General features: G+C 48.9%; 16 protein-coding genes. 9 read left to right on the top strand and 7 right to left on the bottom strand.

The window, feature by feature from the left end:
• The 3 genes from ACXLDX_RS10120 to ACXLDX_RS10130 form a co-directional block, all read right to left on the bottom strand.
• Positions 1–1,208, bottom strand: a 1,208-nt coding sequence (locus ACXLDX_RS10120) for a sigma-54-dependent transcriptional regulator (RefSeq protein ID WP_457577062.1), incomplete at its 3' end; no start/stop codon positions are given.
• Positions 1,205–2,527, bottom strand: coding sequence for a sensor histidine kinase (locus tag ACXLDX_RS10125; RefSeq protein ID WP_457577063.1), 1,323 nt, complete (start codon positions 2,525–2,527; stop codon positions 1,205–1,207). The genes ACXLDX_RS10120 and ACXLDX_RS10125, both read right to left, overlap by 4 nt.
• Before the next feature lie 7 nt (positions 2,528–2,534).
• Complete coding sequence (locus ACXLDX_RS10130) at positions 2,535–5,963, bottom strand: PAS domain S-box protein (protein ID WP_457577064.1); 3,429 nt, start codon at positions 5,961–5,963, stop codon at positions 2,535–2,537.
• A gap of 231 nt (positions 5,964–6,194) precedes the next feature.
• Here ACXLDX_RS10130 and ACXLDX_RS10135 point away from each other — a divergent pair, with 231 nt between their 5' ends.
• The 3 genes from ACXLDX_RS10135 to mnmL are packed head-to-tail and all read left to right on the top strand — an operon-like array spanning position 6,195 to position 8,260.
• Positions 6,195–6,371, top strand: a complete 177-nt coding sequence (locus tag ACXLDX_RS10135; RefSeq protein WP_457577065.1) for a hypothetical protein — start codon at positions 6,195–6,197, stop codon at positions 6,369–6,371.
• A gap of 3 nt (positions 6,372–6,374) precedes the next feature.
• Entirely contained in the window at positions 6,375–7,331 is a 957-nt protein-coding gene (locus ACXLDX_RS10140) for a bile acid:sodium symporter (protein WP_457577066.1), read from the top strand.
• Positions 7,328–8,260, top strand: coding sequence for a tRNA modification radical SAM protein MnmL/YtqA (mnmL, locus tag ACXLDX_RS10145; protein WP_457577067.1), 933 nt, complete (start codon positions 7,328–7,330; stop codon positions 8,258–8,260). The genes ACXLDX_RS10140 and mnmL overlap by 4 nt, the downstream gene beginning before the upstream one ends.
• 80 nt (positions 8,261–8,340) lie before the next feature.
• On the opposite strand, the gene ACXLDX_RS10150 is transcribed toward mnmL, so the two are convergent.
• Entirely contained in the window at positions 8,341–9,033 is a 693-nt protein-coding gene (locus ACXLDX_RS10150; protein ID WP_457577068.1) for a diacylglycerol kinase family protein, read from the bottom strand.
• On the opposite strand from ACXLDX_RS10150, the gene ACXLDX_RS10155 reads away from it, so the two are divergent.
• Positions 9,032–9,691 carry a thiamine diphosphokinase gene (locus ACXLDX_RS10155; RefSeq protein WP_457577069.1) on the top strand — a complete coding sequence of 220 codons (660 nt, stop codon included), beginning with the start codon at positions 9,032–9,034 and terminating at the stop codon, positions 9,689–9,691. The genes ACXLDX_RS10150 and ACXLDX_RS10155 overlap by 2 nt on opposite strands.
• A 132-nt stretch (positions 9,692–9,823) precedes the next feature.
• Here the strand turns inward: ACXLDX_RS10155 and ACXLDX_RS10160 are convergent, their stop codons facing one another.
• Positions 9,824–9,970 (bottom strand): hypothetical protein, encoded by a 147-nt coding sequence (locus tag ACXLDX_RS10160; protein WP_457577070.1) that lies wholly within the window; start codon positions 9,968–9,970, stop codon positions 9,824–9,826.
• Between the two features lie 243 nt (positions 9,971–10,213).
• Between ACXLDX_RS10160 and lysS the strand changes: the two genes are divergently transcribed.
• Genes lysS through ACXLDX_RS10175 form a run of 3 tightly spaced genes read left to right on the top strand, consistent with a single transcriptional unit; the run spans position 10,214 to position 13,609 of the window.
• Positions 10,214–11,710: a lysine--tRNA ligase gene (lysS, locus tag ACXLDX_RS10165; RefSeq protein WP_457577071.1), complete on the top strand. Its 1,497-nt coding sequence runs from the start codon at positions 10,214–10,216 to the stop codon at positions 11,708–11,710.
• A 1-nt stretch (position 11,711) separates the two neighbouring features.
• Positions 11,712–12,938, top strand: a complete 1,227-nt coding sequence (locus tag ACXLDX_RS10170; protein ID WP_457577072.1) for a lipoprotein-releasing ABC transporter permease subunit — start codon at positions 11,712–11,714, stop codon at positions 12,936–12,938.
• Positions 12,935–13,609: an ABC transporter ATP-binding protein gene (locus ACXLDX_RS10175; RefSeq protein ID WP_457577077.1), complete on the top strand. Its 675-nt coding sequence runs from the start codon at positions 12,935–12,937 to the stop codon at positions 13,607–13,609. Before ACXLDX_RS10170 ends, ACXLDX_RS10175 begins: the two co-directional genes overlap by 4 nt.
• Before the next feature lie 11 nt (positions 13,610–13,620).
• On the opposite strand, the gene ACXLDX_RS10180 is transcribed toward ACXLDX_RS10175, so the two are convergent.
• On the bottom strand, positions 13,621–14,130 hold the full coding sequence (locus ACXLDX_RS10180) for a rubrerythrin (RefSeq protein ID WP_457577073.1): 510 nt from the start codon (positions 14,128–14,130) through the stop codon (positions 13,621–13,623).
• A gap of 207 nt (positions 14,131–14,337) precedes the next feature.
• On the bottom strand, positions 14,338–14,523 hold the full coding sequence (locus ACXLDX_RS10185; protein ID WP_457577074.1) for a hypothetical protein: 186 nt from the start codon (positions 14,521–14,523) through the stop codon (positions 14,338–14,340).
• A 92-nt stretch (positions 14,524–14,615) separates the two neighbouring features.
• Here ACXLDX_RS10185 and ACXLDX_RS10190 point away from each other — a divergent pair, with 92 nt between their 5' ends.
• Positions 14,616–16,121 carry a bifunctional metallophosphatase/5'-nucleotidase gene (locus ACXLDX_RS10190; RefSeq protein WP_457577075.1) on the top strand — a complete coding sequence of 502 codons (1,506 nt, stop codon included), beginning with the start codon at positions 14,616–14,618 and terminating at the stop codon, positions 16,119–16,121.
• Positions 16,122–16,296: 175 nt separating this feature from the next.
• The coding region (locus ACXLDX_RS10195) for an ATP-binding protein (protein ID WP_457577076.1) at positions 16,297–18,840 on the top strand (2,544 nt) is incomplete at its 3' end.

The following is an 18,840-nucleotide window of genomic DNA, read 5'->3' on the forward strand; positions in this document are numbered from 1 at the left end:
ACATCTTTCCCATTCTGAAGAGAACCGGGTCGAGGCAGGAATTTCTGCAGAAACTCCGCCGAGATCTCCTGAATATTATCGGGGATACGGACAGCCAGCCGGGTCATGGTATTGCGCAGCTCCCTGATATTGCCGGGCCATGAACATCTGTACAGTAATTCCTCCGCCTCGCCCGCAAAGGCAGGCGGCCCGGAATCTCTGCCCATTTCCTCAAATGTCCGACGGAGAAAATGGCCGGCCAGCAGAAGAATATCTCCTTTTCTCTCCCGAAGCGGTGGAAGCTGCACCGGCAGAACATCAAGGCGGTAGAACAAATCACGCCTGAAGATCCCTGCCTCCACATCATCGTGTAGATCACGGTGAGTTGCCGCAACAATACGGACATCAATCCGTATCTGCTGTTCACTGCCAAGCCGCTGAATTTGACCGCCCTCAAGGACCCTGAGCAGGCGCACCTGGAACTGCAGAGGCATTTCTCCTATCTCATCGAGAAAAAGGGTTCCCCCGGAGGCCTGTTCAAACCGCCCCCGGTGTGTCTTCGCTGCCCCGGTAAAAGCACCTTTTTCATGGCCGAAAAGCTCACTCTCAAGCATTGATTCTGGTATGGCACCGCAATTGACAGCGACAAAAGGTCCGGTGGCCCGAGGGCTGATCCGGTGTACGGCCATGGCCACCAGCTCCTTTCCCGTACCGGTCTCCCCCCTGATAAGAACGGGCTCATCCAGGGCAGCGAAACGGGGCAGATCCGCAAGTGCCTCAGACATCACCGGGTCCTGGAAAAGGAGATAAGGATCGAGCCGGTTTTTCAATACTGACCCTTGCCTGGCGGCCATATCCCTGCTCAACCGGGTTGCCAGGTCAATGGGATCGACCGGTTTCTGCAGGTAATCACGCACCCCGTGTTTCAGTGCGATGACTGCATTGTCGACGGAACCGTGACCTGTAATGAGATAAAAACAGCCATCTGGGTGATGTTTCTGAAAAAGAGGCAGCAACTCCAGTCCCTCACCATCCCTTAATTTCAGGTCGGCAAGAATGACATCAAATTCACTGCTTTCCAGTTTCAACCCCGCCTCCCGGAGTGATCCGGCACAACTCACTTCAGCACCCAGTCCCCGCAGGGCCCGGCCAAGACTTCGCTGTATTGCGACATCATCGTCCATCACCAGAATTCGCATTCCCTGCAGATCGGGAAGTTCCTTTTTCATACTGCTGCTCCAGTCTCCCGATCGGGAAGAACAAGCCTCAGCACCGCACCGCCCCCCGGCCTGTTTTCCGCGGTAACAGTACCGCCATGGGCCTCAATGGTACGCCTGGTGATCGCCAGCCCCAGGCCATGACCGGTGGATTTGGTGGTTACAAAGGGTGCAAATATATCGAGATCTTCAGGAAGGCCGCTGCCACGATCTTTTATTTCAAAGACAAGACTGCCGTCCTCCCGCCGGACGGCCAGTTCGACAACTCCATCTTTCTGTCCGCTTTCCGCACTGTTGATGACCAGGTTGAGCAGGGCGTCACGGACAGAATCCGTCATAATCTCAACCTGCCCTTCCACCTGGTTGAGGCAGTGAAGCTCCAGACCATTGCGGACCAGCACCGGTTCCGCCAGCCGGGCCACTTCCGCCAGCAGCTCCTCCATAGCCACTTCCCTGAGGGGCTCATCCCTTTTTCTTGTCAGGTCCAGCATGGAACCCAGCTTTTCATCCAGTCTCACCAGGTCCCGATCCATCTCCTCAATAATTTCATCCTGCTCCTGGGGCATGATACGCAGGGAAGCCAGGTTTGCCCGAAAACTTGCAAGGGGATTACGCAGATCGTGGACCAGTCCGGCCATCAGTTCGGCCGCGGTGGCATACCTGTACAGCTCCCGAAGCCGTTTTTCCAGCTCCCTGACCCTTCCGGCCGCCCAGACGGTTACTCCAAAGGCAATACAGAGAGCACCGACACCAAGAAAGGAAAAAAGGGTAATCGCCTGAATAATTCCACCCATAGCCCTGCCTACTGTTTCCCGCAGGGTAGCCCGGTTGAAACCGAATTCCAGGCTGACCGGGCCCCTGCCCTGACCTTCCAGCAGAAACTCTATTCTGAGCAGAGGGGCAGACTCCGAATAAAGCCGGCTGGCCGCAGTTACACCGCGAAGATCACCTGTGCCCGCTTTTTTATAGCCCTCTGTTTTTTCAGTGACAAGCCGATTCCTGGAATCATGATATTTGTGAATTCCCTCTCCCCGGGAACGGACACGAACATGCTCAAGATCCGGAATCTGACGGAAAATGGTATTGATCTCCGTGTGCAGCCAGGAATGTGAACCCTCCGCCAGCAGGGGATCAATATCAGCCTTTGAGAGACGTTCAACCAGCGGTGTCACTGATGTCAGCAGGCCGTGAACAACCAGTCGGGACTGTGCCTGTCTGCCCTTGAAATAAAGCCAGGTGGAACCCGCTCCGGTCACCACCACAAACAGTAACAGCAATATCAGATACGGTATCAGAATAATCCTGATCAGTGAAAGATTTGATTCGCGCATACCGGATTCAATTCCTCTGCCTGATTGCATTCATTTCAGATAATATTCTGCCGACCTCTTTTTCCAGGGACCGGCTCTTCTTCTCCCTTGCCAGTTGTTCCAGGGCGGAAAGGTCTGAAGCAAGTTCTTTTAAACCGAGATTGAGAAGCGATCCTTTGATTTTATGGGCTTTTTCCGCGACATCCTGCAAAGAGGGTGATTCACATTCCACCACGATACGCAATTCTTCCAACCCTTTGAACACCTGTTCCAGGGTAAGGGCAATCAACCGTTCCCTCTCCTCCAGAGAGAATGGAAAAACGGTTTCGATATATTCCCGTATTCCGGCCATGGTTAAGGCTGTTTCCTCAACATCCGCCTGCACCACAGTTGATTGCAATCCATCCTTTTCAAAATCATTCACACTCTCGTCCTTTCCACAGAACTGATGTAGAACCTGGGCAATCTGCACATTGCGGAACGGTTTCAGCAGATAATGATCCATTCCAGCCCGGCGGCAACGGTTCCGGTCTTCCTCCCCGGCATTGGCCGTCAGAGCAACTATCGGTGTATAGCGCCCCTGCAGTTTTTTCTGTAACTCAGGGATAATATGGGAAAAACCAGAAAAAGTTTCCCCACTGCCCTGCTCACATGAACGGATTATTTCCGCGGTACTCAACCCGTCGAGAACCGGCATCTGCATATCCATGAAGATGAGATCAAATGATACCGAAGCCATCTTTTCAAGGCATTCCCTGCCATTGGCCGCAATATGCGGTTTATGGCCGCCATGCTGCAGCATCATCTTCAATATTTCCTGGTTTGCCTCGTTGTCGTCCACTATCAGAATAACCAGGGATTTTTCACATTTCAGATCAACGTACTCTTCTCCTGCGAACACAAGAGCCTTCTCTTCCTCGGTGGCAACACCACATTTGCAGGTAAAATAAAATGTTGTACCCTTTCCTTCCTCTGTTTCAAACCATATCCTGCCCCCCATCATTGTGCAGAGCTCTTTACAGATGGACAGTCCCAGTCCGCTACCGCCATATTTTCTGGTGATGGAATTATCAGCCTGGGTAAAGGGTTCAAAAAGCTGCTCACGGTTCTCTTCCGGAATACCGACTCCTGTATCGTTCACTTGAAACAGCAGCAGAGCCATATCTTTTTTTACCGTTCCACTTATTTCAAGGGCAATTGACCCTTCGTGGGTAAACTTCAGACTGTTGCCCACCAGGTTTATAAGAATCTGTTGCAGTCTGAAACCATCCCCCGTAAAGACTTCCGGCAGGCTTTCATCAATACTGTATTTAAAGGCAATACCCTTGCTGCTGAACTGACCGGCAAGAATCTCTCCCGTATCAACAATCAGGTTTTTAAGCACAAAGGGACTTTCCTCCAGAAAAAACTGACCGGACTCAATTTTTGACAGATCAAGGAGGTTGTTCAACATATTCTCAAGAAAAACAGCAGCCCGCTTCCCCTTGAGCAACAGATCCTTCTGAACAGCACTCAGAGCGGTTGAAGCAAGGAGATCGAGAGTTCCTATCAACCCGTGCAGCGGCGTGCGGATATCATGGCTGACATTTGTGAGAATACGGCTTTTCATTTCATTGGCTGCTTCCGCCTTCTCCTTGGCCTGCAGCAACTCCACCTCATCTCTCTTTCTCTGGGTAATGTCCTCAATGATCCAGATATAACCGTCGCCATCAACATCTTTCGATTCTATCGATTTACCGGTCAGATTGACCCAGAACAATGAACCATCTTTCCTTTTCATTCGGGTTTCCGCCGTGAAAATATCCGAATGTTCAAAACCGGCGACAAATTCTTCGGCAAAGTCGAGGAATGCCTGCTTTGACGGGTACATCATTTCCGTCAGTTGTCCTACGATCTCGTCATCTTCAGAATACCCGAACAGTTCAGCACAGGTCCGGTTTATCCAGACAAACCGGCGATCAACAATTATGGTGATCCCCAGGCCGGCATGCTTGACAATAAGCTGCAGCTTCTCACTTTCCTCTTTTAATCTCTCCGTCAAACTGATTCGTTCTGAAATATCTTCCTTTACCGCTACAAAATGGGTTATTTCTCCTCCGGAATCGACAATGGGAGAAACAGTGGCTTCCTCCCAGTACATTTCCCCGTTTTTCTTTATGTTATGCAAGACACCCTTCCAGGTGTTTCCACTGGTGATTGTTTGCCACATCTCCCGATACACTGACTTTTTCAGTCTCCCCGAATTCAGTATCCGCGGATTCCTGCCGTATGCTTCATCAAAACCATAGCCGGTAACAGTGGTGAAATGAGGATTGACATAAACGATATTTCCACCGGCATCGGTTATGACAATACTGCTGCCGGCCTGTTCCACAACCTGTGAAAAAAGACGTATTTTTTTCTCACTCTCGGCGAGAGCCTCAGACTGGAGAAGTATGGTATACTGGCGTTTTTCCAGAAGATATGCGAAACCACAGGCAACAACCAGCAGAAGACCAAAAATCACCAGCAACCAGTTATAGAGCCCGGCAAGGGGAGCATTTACCCTGTGGAACCAGTCCGCATCAATGATATGGACCAGGAAAAGCTCATTTTCCTGTAGAGCTCTGCTGAAAAAATAGTACGTCTTCCCCTGGTGATCAATCGCGGAAAAGTCTGATTTTTTCACCCGGATCCAGCTGCCCCGGGGAAAACCCAGCCCAATGATTTCCTTTTCCGGAAACTGCTTCGAATGCCGAATGACCGCCCGCTGCTCTTCTGTCAGGTTTTCAACTGTATTCAGGATATTTTCCGTTGTATTCAGTAAAATACCCTGATTCGTTGCTAGCCCTGTTCGCAGGATATCCTTTTCTGAAGGCAGACTGGAAAAAGAAAAAATTGATTTCAACTGAAAAAAACGGGGGTCGATTTTCAGAACTGCAACCCCCATCTTTTCACCATTCAGCTCAATGGCATGGGAAAAATAGATTCCTGTTACATGGGAAGTAACTCCACGCGCCAGATAAACAGATTTTCCTTTTTTGAGCGCTTCGGTAAAATATGGCCGAAAACCATAGTTTTTACCGATGAAGGATTTGACGCTCGAAAACCTGCACAGGCCGTCCTTTGCCAACAGATATGCTGCGGAAATATACTGTATCTGGCTTATATTGTTAAGGATTTTATTTGTCATCAACCTGGAGATTGCCGTCGGCTCCAGGTCATGGTCAAATTTATAAAACACATTGGCAATGGTCGGGTCATTGATGACTAGATGATGGAGACTGTCTATTTCATTAATCCTTGATTCAAGCCTGGTGGCTTCCAGTTTAAAAAAACGGCTGTACCTGTCTATATCTGTAATTTTTCGTTCTTTATGGATATAAACAACGATAAAGGTAACCATCAGAATAATGGACACCACGAAAACAATGGAGACAAACACCAGTCTGGAAGTTTTTTTAGCTGTATTGGCCATTATCTGTTATTGCATCTGCAAAAAACCGGTTAAAAGCAGTATCATCGTAATTAAGCTGGATTTCAGGAGTAATTCATTTTAAGTATATCTTTTCTTTTTACAAAAAACAGTAAGAATATTCTTAAGCGGCTTTTATCTCTTTCTCACTGAATTCACCAGGAATTGAAATTACTTTTCAGGAACCGACAGGGGTTCACTGCCCATGAAAAATTTGAGACCTGATTGAGGACCATGCAGAAAAAACAGAACCGGAATGATGCACGCAACATTTATACCTGCAGCGAGTACAGGGAAGAAATGACGCTCCTGGCCTTGAAACGAAAACTTGCAGAGTCGAGACTGGACAATGACGAAAAATCCGCCCTTGAACAGGAAATAGCGGAGCTGGAACATAGAATCGGCATGTAGAGAATGGACCTGCTGAAAAAATACAGCTTCCTCATGGGCCTGATTCTGGTCGCCGTATTCACCCTGGCCGACACACGTGGAATAACCACTGGTGCAGGACTCTGGCTGAAAGAGCATCGTGGTCCGGACTGTATCATCGTTCTGATTTTCTTCCTCTCCGGCCTGGCCCTTGACACCTCAACCATCAGAGCCGGTCTCTCGGATATCAAGGGAACTCTTGCGGCATTGCTGCTGATTTTTATTATTGCCCCCCTTCTCACCCTGCCGTTCAGCTTTTTTCAACCGGACCCTGCCATCCTGATCGGTCTCTTTCTGGTGGCCGTCATGCCGACCACCCTCAGCAGCGGCGTGGTCATGACAGGCAGTTCAGGCGGTAATATGGCTCATGCCCTGCTGATCACCATTATCGCCAATTCCCTGGCGGTAATTACCATCCCCCTCACCCTCAGCCTCCTTCTCGCCATGACCGGAGACAGCCGAACCGTCGAAATAGACCAACTTCCCATAATCATCAAGATTGGCTCCCTCGTCCTTCTGCCCCTGGCAGGCGGAATCATTCTGCGTCGAAAACAACAAGCCATAACACGTCCCTTCCTGCCCTACACTGTCACCTGCAGCCAGATCGGTATTCTAGCCATGATATGGATGGCTCTCTGCCGGGGACGGGAAACAATTCTTGCCAATCTCGATGCCGTTTATCCTGTGCTGACCATTATTTTCTTATTCCACCTGGCCCTGATTGTCACGGGCCTGCTGCTCGCCCGTATTCTTGGCATTGGCCAGGGCCGTAGAGAGAGTGTTATTTTCATGGGCGTTCAGAAAACCCTGCCTCTCTCCATTATTCTCCAGGTTTCTCTCTTTCCCGAATTCAGCCTGGCCCTGGTCGTCTGTGTGCTGCACCACGTCATTCATCTGATAATGGACGGTTTTCTTGTGGAATACCTTAAAGGAAAAAAATGAGCACAGACAGACCACGCCTGCATACATTCAGTTATTCCTGCAGACAACGATTCGGCCGGCCCGTGGGGAAAATCGCCATAGATCTGGAATATCCCTGTCCCAACAGGGAAAAAGGCGGCTGTATCTTCTGCTCAGCACCCGCTTTTACGCCCGGCTACCAGCGAAAAAACGAGAACCCGGCAAAGCAGATAGCCAGGGGCAGAAAAAATCTTCTGCGCCTGGGAATAAAAAACTACTTCGGCTACTTCCAGCAGGAAACTCCGACCGCAGCCCCGACAGACTATTTCCTGTCAACCTGTTCCCTGGTCCTGCAGGATCCCGACTGCCTGGGGCTTATCATATCCACCCGGCCCGATGCCGTTGAGGAAGAACTGCTCCCACCTCTGTCCCGGATATTAGAGAAAAAAAGAAAAGAAAAAAACTGTCTTTTTGAACTCGGTATCCAGTCAGCCCACGAAAAGACCCTGCAACTGCTGAATCGAAACCATGGGTTCGCCGATTTTCAGAACAGCGCAGAACTTCTTCAACGACACGGGTTCGAAACAGGAGCCCACCTGATCTTCGGTCTTCCCGGAGAAACGATACAGGATATGCGAGTGACAGTTCAAAAAGTGTGCGATACAAAAATATCTGCCCTGAAAATCCACCACCTGCAGGTGTTAAAAAATACTGTTCTCCAGGAAATGTACAGGGAAGGAAAAATCAATGTTTTTGCCACCCCGGAAGACTATTTTCAACTCCTTCTGCAGCTGCTCCCCCACATCCCCCCGGATATAACAATCCACCGCCTCTTTGCCACATCACACCCGGAGATGCTGGTGGCCCCGAAATGGAACATTCTCACCCATATTCTCAGCAGAAAGCTCCTTGAACTGATGGAAGAAAACCTGGTCTGCCAGGGAACAAAAGTTCAACCTGTATCCGTATGACTGTGCAGAGACATTCAGACCTTTCACTATCTCTTTTTGCCCTCACAGGCGATCCATCCGCTGTCGGATTCAGATTAAGATCAATCTGTGACAACCAGCCTGAAACTGCCGGCGGGGCCGATATCGATCCGATTCGCCTCGATCATCACGATATCACCGTCGAGTTCAACCATGTGATAACCGCTCTCATACTGTTTTGTCATCTCCTCCACCTGACCATAAAAGGATCCTATCCGGCGGATAAAGCTCAACGGTGTATAAATAAAAAATCTAGTGGAACTCATCAGCAAAAAAGGGGTGATAAGGAAAAAAACAGGGCTGAGCAAAACAATGGAAAGGAGATAACGCAAAAACCCTCTTTTTTTTAAAAAACCGATGCGGAGAATCTCGGAAAAAACGATATGAAGCAGATCGCCCATATTGCCGGCGGAAAAGAAGAAGAGATGTTCGTTGAGATGATAGATTTTCTGAACTCTCGTCTGTACTTCTTCCCCCCTGGCCAATTGTTCCAGAATATCCCCGACCACCGGGATCCGGTTCATCCTGGCAACCACATTGAAAGAGCCTGTGGGATTAAGAATAAAAACCTTTTCATCAGGCTGATCCTGGAGTTTACTGATTACACGACGAAGAGTGCCGTCACCGCCGTTAATAATAATATAATGGAACTCACTGCCATTTTTCAGTCCTTGAAGTTCTTTTTCGGCAATATTTGTGATTTCCAGTTTCGGATGGTGATGGGTAAAATTACCGACTGAGAGTATTTTCATCATGATAACTTATATTTTTGCCGGGGCCCCCGGTGCCGGCGGACTGCCGCAGCGCCGGGAAGTTCTGAAAAAAGGGGACCTTGTTATTGGTGTTGACGGCGGTGCGCAATACTGCCGGGAAATAAATATCACTCCCCATGTCCTCATCGGCGATTTCGACTCCATTTCCCCGGACCACCTCCAGGAGTATACCGGGAAGGGCGTTGAATGTATAAGTTATCCCAGGCAGAAAAATGAAACGGATCTTGAACTGGCCCTTGACCTGGCCAGGGAAAGAGGAGCAAAAGAGGTCAAACTATGGGGAGTGGTCGGAGGCCGCTGGGACATGAGTTTCTCCAACATCCTCCTCGCCGCCCGTCCCGGGTACAAAAACATGCGTCTTTCCCTCTTTGATACGGCCTGTTCTTTTGAAATCATCCATGCTGGAAAAACTTATACACTCACCGATCAACCCGGCAGGCGCATCTCTCTTCTTCCCCTGATGGGTGATGCGGAAAAAGTGACTCTCCATGGTTTCATCTACCCGCTGCAGGACGAAACCCTTCATTTTGGAACCAGCCGCGGCATAAGCAATATCCTGCAACAGAAAAAGGCAACTGTTTACCTGGAACGGGGTATTTTACTCTGCATCAGGGAGTTGACAGAGAACCTGGTTCCTTGAGAATCGTGAAAGCATCTCTTTTCAGTTGATTATCGTATTTCCATATGGCCTGCAGGAACTTCGAACAGACTATTGTCGAAATTTCACGGACTCTTTTCTCCGCACTATTCTCTACGCCTGCAAAAATCTGTTCTAAAAATCCTTCTTCTTACCCATTTCCTGAAAATTATATTCCAGCATCTTTTTAAAAATATCGATAATCAAGCCATCAGAATCACGGTTTTTTTTCTTTTCCCGGGCCACAACTGCCGTGTTCAGTCGATCCTTTTCCCTCTCCATTGTTTTCCTCCCAAGATATATGATTGCTCTTTATTCATTCTTACCTGTTTTTTCAGGACAATGCAATGCGACCCTTTTCCTGCAGACAGTTCGAAATGACGACCAGGACAATGCTTTTCTGAAAAGAATTGACAGATCGCTTGTTTCTCTGTAATTCCTGTTTATACTATGCGACGATGCATGGCGGCAGTTTTCTGCCGCTTTTTTATTTCTTTTTTTGCCAATCTCTGAAATCTGATCGTTATGAGTCAAAGCCAAGACAACCAGACCCTGAAACAGCGCCGGGAGAAAGCCCAATCCCTTGAGGACACGGGCGTTACGCTTTACAGCAACTCCTTTACCCCTGAAAACAGCATAAAAGAGCTTCTGCCAAGGGGGGAAGCCCTCCAGGCCCAGGAAAAAGAAGAGGGCAGCCCCGTCTATGCCATCGCCGGACGTATCATGGCCATGCGCAAATTCGGCAAGGCCGCCTTTTGTCATATCAGCGATTCGACCGGGCAGATCCAGATATACATCAAAAAGGACACCCTTGGTGAAGAGACTTTTGCAACCTTTAAAAAATGGGATATCGGTGATATTGTCGGCATCACGGGCAGTCTTTTCAAGACCAAAGTGGGTGAACTCTCCCTGGCTGCCACGGAAATCACCATGATTTCCAAATCACTGCGACCTCTGCCTGAAAAATGGCATGGCCTTACCGATGTTGAAACCCGCTATCGCCAGCGTTACGTGGATCTTATTGTCACCCCGGAGAGCCGGGAAATATTCAGGAAGCGGGTGAAAATCATCAGGCTTATCCGAGAATTCCTCAATGCCAGGGATTTCATGGAGGTGGAAACCCCCATGATGCAGCCGGTGCCTGGTGGTGCAACGGCCAGGCCATTTAAAACCTATCACAATGCCCTGGACATGGACCTCTTTCTCAGAATCGCCCCCGAGCTGTACCTTAAACGATTGCTTGTCGGCGGTTTTGAAAGGGTTTTTGAGATTAATCGAAACTTCAGAAACGAAGGACTTTCAACCCGCCATAATCCTGAATTCACCATGCTGGAGTTCTATCAGGCCTATGCAACCTACGAAGATCTCATAGACTTGACGGAAGAGATGATCTCCTCGATCTGTCAGCAGGTCAACGGTACCATGGAAATCAACTATCAGGGCAGTTTGGTCAACCTCACTCCTCCCTGGAAACGTCTGACAATGGATGAAGCCCTGGTTGAGGTGGCAGGAATCGACAGAACAGTTCTTGCGGATGATGACATGGTCATGGCTCTTGCAAGGGAAAAAGGCATCCAGCTTGACGAGCAGGCGGGACCAGGTAAGGCGAAAACGGAACTTTTCGAACTGCTTGTTGAAGAGAAGCTGATTGATCCCACCTTTATCACCTCCTATCCCACCGAGGTTTCTCCTCTTGCCAGGAGAAACGAGAACAATCCCGCGGTCACCGACCGATTTGAGCTGTTTATCACCGGCCGGGAACTGGCCAACGCCTTCAGCGAACTCAACGACCCGCGTGACCAGCTTGAGCGCTTCAGAAAACAGATAGAAAACCGTGGGGATGACGAGGAGATTCATCCGGTCCTTGACCATGATTACATACGTGCCCTTGAATACGGCATGCCGTCGGCAGCGGGAGAAGGACTCGGCATAGACCGGCTGGTCATGCTGCTGACAGACGCACCGTCTATCCGCGACGTTATTCTTTTTCCCCACCTCAAACCGGAAGCGGTAAAAAGCTGATATGTTTGAATGGTTTGTCGGACTCAGGTACCTGCGGGCAAAGCACCGGCATGGCTTCATCTCCCTTATATCCTTTATTTCCGTGGCGGGCATTACGGTGGGAGTTATCGCCCTTATTGTGGTTCTGGCCGTCTATTCCGGTTTTACCGGCGGACTGCGGGATCAGATCCTCGGGGTCAACTCCCATATCATCGTCCAGCAGCTCGGCGGGAAAATCAGTGACTATCGGGAAGTGCGAAAAAAAATCCTCTCCGTCAGAGATGTCACAGGGGCCACCCCTTATCTCTATGCCCAGACCCTGCTCAGCAGTTCCAGCGGAGGCAACGGCGTTGTTCTGCGCGGCATGGATCCCCGGAGCGCGGAGCATGTGGTGGGCCTTGCCGGCCAGATGATCCAGGGCTCCATCTTTGACCTGGTCAGCCACGACAACCCGAGACTGCCCAATATCATTCTCGGCAGAACACTTGCAGCGGAGCTGCGGGCAGGCGTTGGGGACAGGATCAGACTGATCTCACCCTCCGGTCCCCTCACCCCCATGGGCATTATCCCCAAGGTGAAAACGTGCAGGGTCTCCGGCATTTTCAAAAGTGGCATGAATGAGTACGATTCCACTCTTGCCTACATGTCACTTGGCAATGTCCAGCAGTTTCTCGGCCTGGGGGATATCGCCCACGGTATCGAGGTGACGGTCAAGGAAAAGGAACTTGACCATGCCGACCGGATCGCGGCAAACATAGTGAAGAAACTGGGGCCGGGTTTTATCGCCAAGGACTGGATGATGATGAACCATAACCTCTTTGCGGCCTTCAAGCTGGAAAAGATCGGTATGTTTATATGTATGGCCCTCATTATTCTGGTGGCTGCGCTCAATATAATCAGTGCTCTGGTCATGGTGGTGATGGAAAAAAGCCGGGATATTGCCATTCTCAAATCCATGGGGGCCACATCACGCTCAATCATGAAAATATTTTTTATCCAGGGACTGGTGATTGCTGTTACCGGAACAACCCTGGGAGTTATCGGCGGACTCTCCCTCTGCGAACTGCTTTCCCGCTACAAGTTTATTGAACTGCCGTCCAATGTGTATCCCATGACAACCCTGCCCATCAAGGTACTGCCCATGGACGTGACCATTGTCGCTGTCAGCTCCATTATCATCACACTGCTGGCAACCCTGTATCCTTCCTGGAAAGGTTCCACCGTACAACCCGCTGAGGTGTTGTCATAATGGGATTGTTTCTTGCTCAGGACATCACCAAGATCTACCATACAGGGGATACGGAAATCACCGTACTGAAAAACCTCTCCATCAGCATAGAACGGGGAGAAATGACGGCCATAACCGGTGCTTCAGGCTCCGGCAAGACCACCCTGCTGCAGATTCTCGGCACCCTGGCGAAACCAACCACAGGCAATCTTTTTTTTAATGGTGAAGACCTGACAGAAAAAAAACAGCATGAACTGGCCGAATTCAGAAACAGATCACTAGGCTTTATTTTCCAGTTCCATCACCTGTTGCCCGACTTCACGGCCCTGGAAAATGTTCTGATGCCTGCCCTCATTGGAGGACTCAACAGGAAGGAAATGACCCCGACAGCCCGCAGGCTTCTGGAACGGATGGAGCTGGATCACCGGCTGCACCATAAAATCAGCGAGCTGTCCGGCGGAGAACAGCAGCGCACGGCCCTGGCAAGGGCACTCATCATGAACCCGGCCCTGGTCCTGGCGGATGAACCAACGGGCAACCTGGATTCCAGATCGGGAAATCTTGTCTTCGACCTCTTCCAGAACCTCTGCCGTGAGCGGGAACTGGCCACCATTATCGTCACCCATAACAATGATCTTGCCGACAGAATGGACCGCCGCCTGACCCTGAAAGACGGTATGCTCGAAGAATAGTTACTCCTGAACTATTCGACCTCCATGCTGATCTCCATGAAATTGAACCAGTGACCGCTTTTCTGGGCATGATCAAGTTCGATCTGGACAATATCAATATGGCGGTTTTCGATCTCCAGGAATTTTTCAAGCACTTCCTTTATCCTGCCCTCTGCCTTTTCACTGGCTTTTTTATAGTAATTGCTTGTTTCTATCTCCAGCTTCAAGGCAGCATCAAGCAGCCGCTTCACATCTCCGAGCATCTTTTCAGGAATCTCGGCGGACATGGCCTGCATCTGTTTCTCTATCTTTTCTCTGGCCGGTATGGGTGTGTTCAGTTTTGACACATCAATGACCCCTTCGGACTGGAGAATATCCAGACTGTATTCAAGAAAATCAATATGGGACTGTTCATCAGCCCCAAGAGCCTGAAACAACGTTTTCCCCCTTTTGTCATCCACCTTTTCTACGGCCGAAAAATAGAGGTCTCTTACCTTTTTTTCATAATGAATTGCTTCCAGAAATATTTCGCGGGAATCCATATACTCTCCAATTCTGTTTCTGGCGTAATTATTTAGACAATGTCGTTAACCTGTGGTTCTCAAAAAAATGGTCTTTTTGCCCACACAGGCAGGCTGCAGCAAATTAAAGAGCCTGCAAAAACCTGCGGCAGGTGAATAATTACCTCCTGGTTATTCCTGAACCCTGCAATCGACAAATTCTGAGTCTGCGCCGTCACTGATTCAGGATCATGGTGAAACAGTAATCCTGCCACCCTCTTTTGTCGAATAAAGAAAACCTGATAAAATGACTGCGCCGATTCGCCAAACGATTTTTTCTGCGGTATACTGATTATTATTCACCTCAAATCCTGTTTCAGCGCCGATTGAGTCTCGCATCTCCAGCAGACAGGCGAAAACTCCGAATTTGCTCATGCAGGATTCAGGTTCACATTCAAGGTTCCCTCAACTCAACCAGGATCTCCTGGATGACACCGGGAAATAATTTCGCCCAAGGACAGTGTTCCATGAAATTTTTGTTAATAGCGGTTATTATTCTCAACAGTTGTCTGCCTGCTACCGGCAAGGAAAAGCCTCGGCCCACCGAGCATCTTAAAATTATCTTTGCCGCCGGGATGGCAGAAATAAAACAGGACAACCGCCCCAATAACCTGCCAAAACTCTCCGCTTTTCTGAACGATTTACGAAAAAATAATGAACACGTCCTTTTTTTCCATGGCGGTGCCGCACTCTCACCCTCAATTCTCTCTTCTTTTGATCGTGGTGCACATATGGTCACCCTCCTCAATGCGCTGGAACCTGATCTCTTTGCCGTCGCCAAAAACGAATTCACCTTCAAGGAGGACGAACTGACCCTGCGAACCACAGAGGCAAACTTTCCTTTTATTAATTCCAATCTCATTGACCCCTTGACCGGAAGCAGTATTGAAGGTGTCCTCCCCACCCTTATTCTCAAGGTGGGGCACTATGCAGTTGGAGTCATGGCCCTTGTTGATACAGATGTAATCACTGATTACATGCCTGAACGGATTACGCCTGCCGACACCATGTCAATCATCTATAAATATTCTCATCTTCTGAGAAAAGAGGGGGCCGACCTTATTTTTCTGCTTGCTGATTTTCAGATAAAAGATGCCCCCTACCTTCTCACCCAGAAAATCGTGGATTTTATTCTCATTAACGGCCGCAACATCATTGTCCCCTTCAAGGGATCAGACAATTATTATGAACTCAACGATCTGGCCAGCGTGGTCTCCATGCTGGATATCACCCTCATGGACGATGGGGACAGGTTTTCATGGACAAATGAAAACAAAGCCGTTTCGCTTGCCGATTTCCCTGAAGACAGACAGGTTACAGCTCTTATCACCTCTGATCTGCAGCAGATATCAGGTATCCTCAACACCGTAATTGGTGAAACACTCACACCCATTGACACCCGTCGGAACAGTGTCAGATCCAGAGAAAACGGCTTCTGCAATTATATTGCCGACACCATCAGAGATTTCTACAGATCGGATATTGCCCTGATAAACGGGGGCGGTGTTCGGGGCAACCGTGAATATCCCCCCGGCAGCAAATTAACAAGAGGTGATATCCACAGGGAAATTCCGTTTCGCAATCATGTTGTCAATATTGAAATAACCGGCAGACAACTTCTCGAAAGCCTCGAAAACGGATTAAGCGGTATCAGTGAATTGAAAGGTCGCTTTCCCCATGTGTCGGGAATAACCGTTCAATACAATCCGAAAAATCCTCCCGGCAGGCGGGTTGTCAGGGTGACCGTGGCCGGGAAACCTCTGGATCCCGAAAAATCCTACACCATGGCAACCCTTGATTACCTTGCAGGAGGAGGTGACGGTTATTCGGTTCTCAAAAACTGCAAACATCTGGCAAAGGTGCGGGGTGGAAGACTACTTTGGGAATATGTCCGAGACAGAATCGTGGAACAGAAAACCATTTCTCCTGTAACAGACGGCAGGATGAAAATCCTTGTTCAAAATAAACAATAATTCAATACTCCGGAACTCCTGCCGCACCGACAGCCCGGGATTACCGGGATTACTGCCGATAACGTAACTACCCACAGGGGAAAACAGCTCTGTGTTTTTATTACCTCTGAACTGTAATTGCTCACCAGCCAAAGATTTCAGAACTGAGTGAGCATAATTGTCGAAATAAATCTCCATGTCTGCATCCGGCACAACACAAAGAAAAAAAGATTTTGACATAAAAAGAAGTATAGCCACAACTGTCAGCTGTGGCCTTTTTCTCACGGGATTTCTCTTTACGGTTATCTCTATAATCTCCCTTATCGGTTTTCTCGGCTTCAAAGAAGTACTCGGCGATCTTTCTGAAAATGCCCTGCCTTCCTCATCCCGGGAAGCCCAGATGTCCATCCTGTTCAACCAGCTCCTCCACCAGACCAGCCACCTCCATAACGCTGATTCACACGCAAACAGGCGTATTGCCTACAATAACATCCTCTCACAGTTTATCCGCATTGATGACTTTTCGCTTCAGCTCCCTGATACGGCAATCAAGGGACACAACCAGAGAATTTCTGTCCTGGACAGTGTCATGGCTGATCTGAACAGGCTTGTCGCAACCCGTATTGATCTCAGGAAAGAAACCACTGAAAAGTTCAAGGCCCTGCTCGAACTTGACAGGGAATGCTCCCTCGTTCACAGTTCACTACTGCACTCCTCTTCGCCCGAACTTGCAGAAAAAATAAATCTTTTCACAGACACCGCCTTCAGAATCATAAAAAAAAGTGGGAAGGCCTTCAGGTTCAGGAGCCTTTACAAGGTAAAGACACTGGAACGGGGAATCCTGGAAAACTTTCGGATTATGCAGTCACTTGCCGAAAACTTCCCCCCGTCTTCACAGAAAAAGGCGGAACAGCTTATTGCCCACCTGCAGAAACAGATCAGTGGACCGGACGGCTATCTGGTTTCAATACGGCAGCAGATCAAGAAGACCACGGAATGCAAAAACAAAAATATCTTTGCCATCAATCTTGTGGAAGAAAAGGGAGATACGAGTATTGCAAACCTGTTCGACCTCTCCTCATCAATTGGTCATAAAACCAGGATGCTCTCAACAAAGGTCAGGAGGCTGATCCAGATTATCACCTTTCTCTTTATCATTTCCATTCTTCTGGCAACCCTCTCTTTTTTTTATTTCAGGTACATCCTGATAGACAGGATGCTTGCCCTGAACAGGTCGGTCCTGGAAAAAGTGGCCGGTCATGGAGAACCGATAGAGGACAACAGGCATGATGAAATCAGCCAGATCGCCCATTCTGTCAACTATTTTGCCATGGAACTGAGCAAGGCAAAAGAAACCGCAGAACGGTCAAATATGGCCAAATCACAGTTTCTGGCCCATATGAGTCATGAAATCCGCACCCCCATGAATGCCATTCTCGGCTTTACATATCTGGCTCTGAAAAGCAGAAACCATGACGATCACCTGATCTATCTGGAAAAAATCAATACCGCGTCCAGATCTCTTCTGGGCATTATCAATACAATACTTGATTTCTCAAAGATTGAAGCCGGCAAACTCACCCTGGAAAAAGCGCCGTTCGACCTTCGTCATCTGCTGGATGAACTGGCAACGGTGATCAGCCTGAAATGCGAGGAATCGGATCTCGAATTCTATTTCAAGGTGGACAAAAAAACTCCAGCCGGCCTGGTGGGCGATTCCCTGCGACTGGGCCAGGTCCTCTCCAACCTTATTACCAACGCATTCAAATTCACGGAAAAAGGACATATCGTGGCCTCAATCACTCTCCTGGAGAAAAAAGAGACTGGCACGGCAGAACTGCTTTTCACAGTGGAGGATACGGGCAGCGGTATCCAGGGGGAACAGACGGAAACTCTTTTTCTGCCCTTCACCCAGGCGGATGAATCCGTTACCCGCAAGTTTGGTGGAACGGGACTTGGACTCACCATCTGCAGGGAGCTTGTGACACTGATGGGCGGGAAAATATGGGTTGAATCAAACAAAAACGGAGGAACAACTTTTTTGTTTACAGCCCGGTTCGACCTTCAGACACCAGACGACGGGAAAAACCCTGCCGGTTTCTATGACTCCCCTGTTATGCTGGGGGATAAAACCGTGATAGTTCATTCACAACGACCGAAAACAGCAGCAGCCCTGAAACACTGTCTACATCATTTCGGCCTGAAAACCCATAGTTCCCACAATATCAATACCACCTCAGCTCTTATCAAGGATATTTCTCGAAATAATTGCTGTGAACTCCTCATCATTGAATGCAATTCATTTTCCAGAAAAACTCTCAGAACCCTGGCCCATTTCAAAACAATATCGGGGCACACGTCGCCGAATATTATTATCACCGGGCCACAATCTCTCTCCGGACATTTTACCGCAAAGTCCGTCGTGGAATGTGACAGTTTTCTTTCCCGGCCGGTTACCCCCACGCGACTCCTTCGCTGTATCCTTGAAGCATCAGGCATTGACAGCACGAAAACCGCCGAAGCAACAACCGATGATCGGCCGACTGATGCAACCGGCAGCCGGACACCGGGCTCCGGCCATATCCTCCTGGTGGAAGATAATGAAATCAACCGGCAGATTGCCTCAAACCTGCTCCATTCCGAGGGCTTCAGTGTCACCATTGCCAATAATGGCGCTGAAGCAGTGAAAATTCTGGAATCTGAAAAAGTCCAACCATTCGATATCATCCTGATGGACATC

The organism is Desulfomarina sp., from assembly GCF_054039375.1.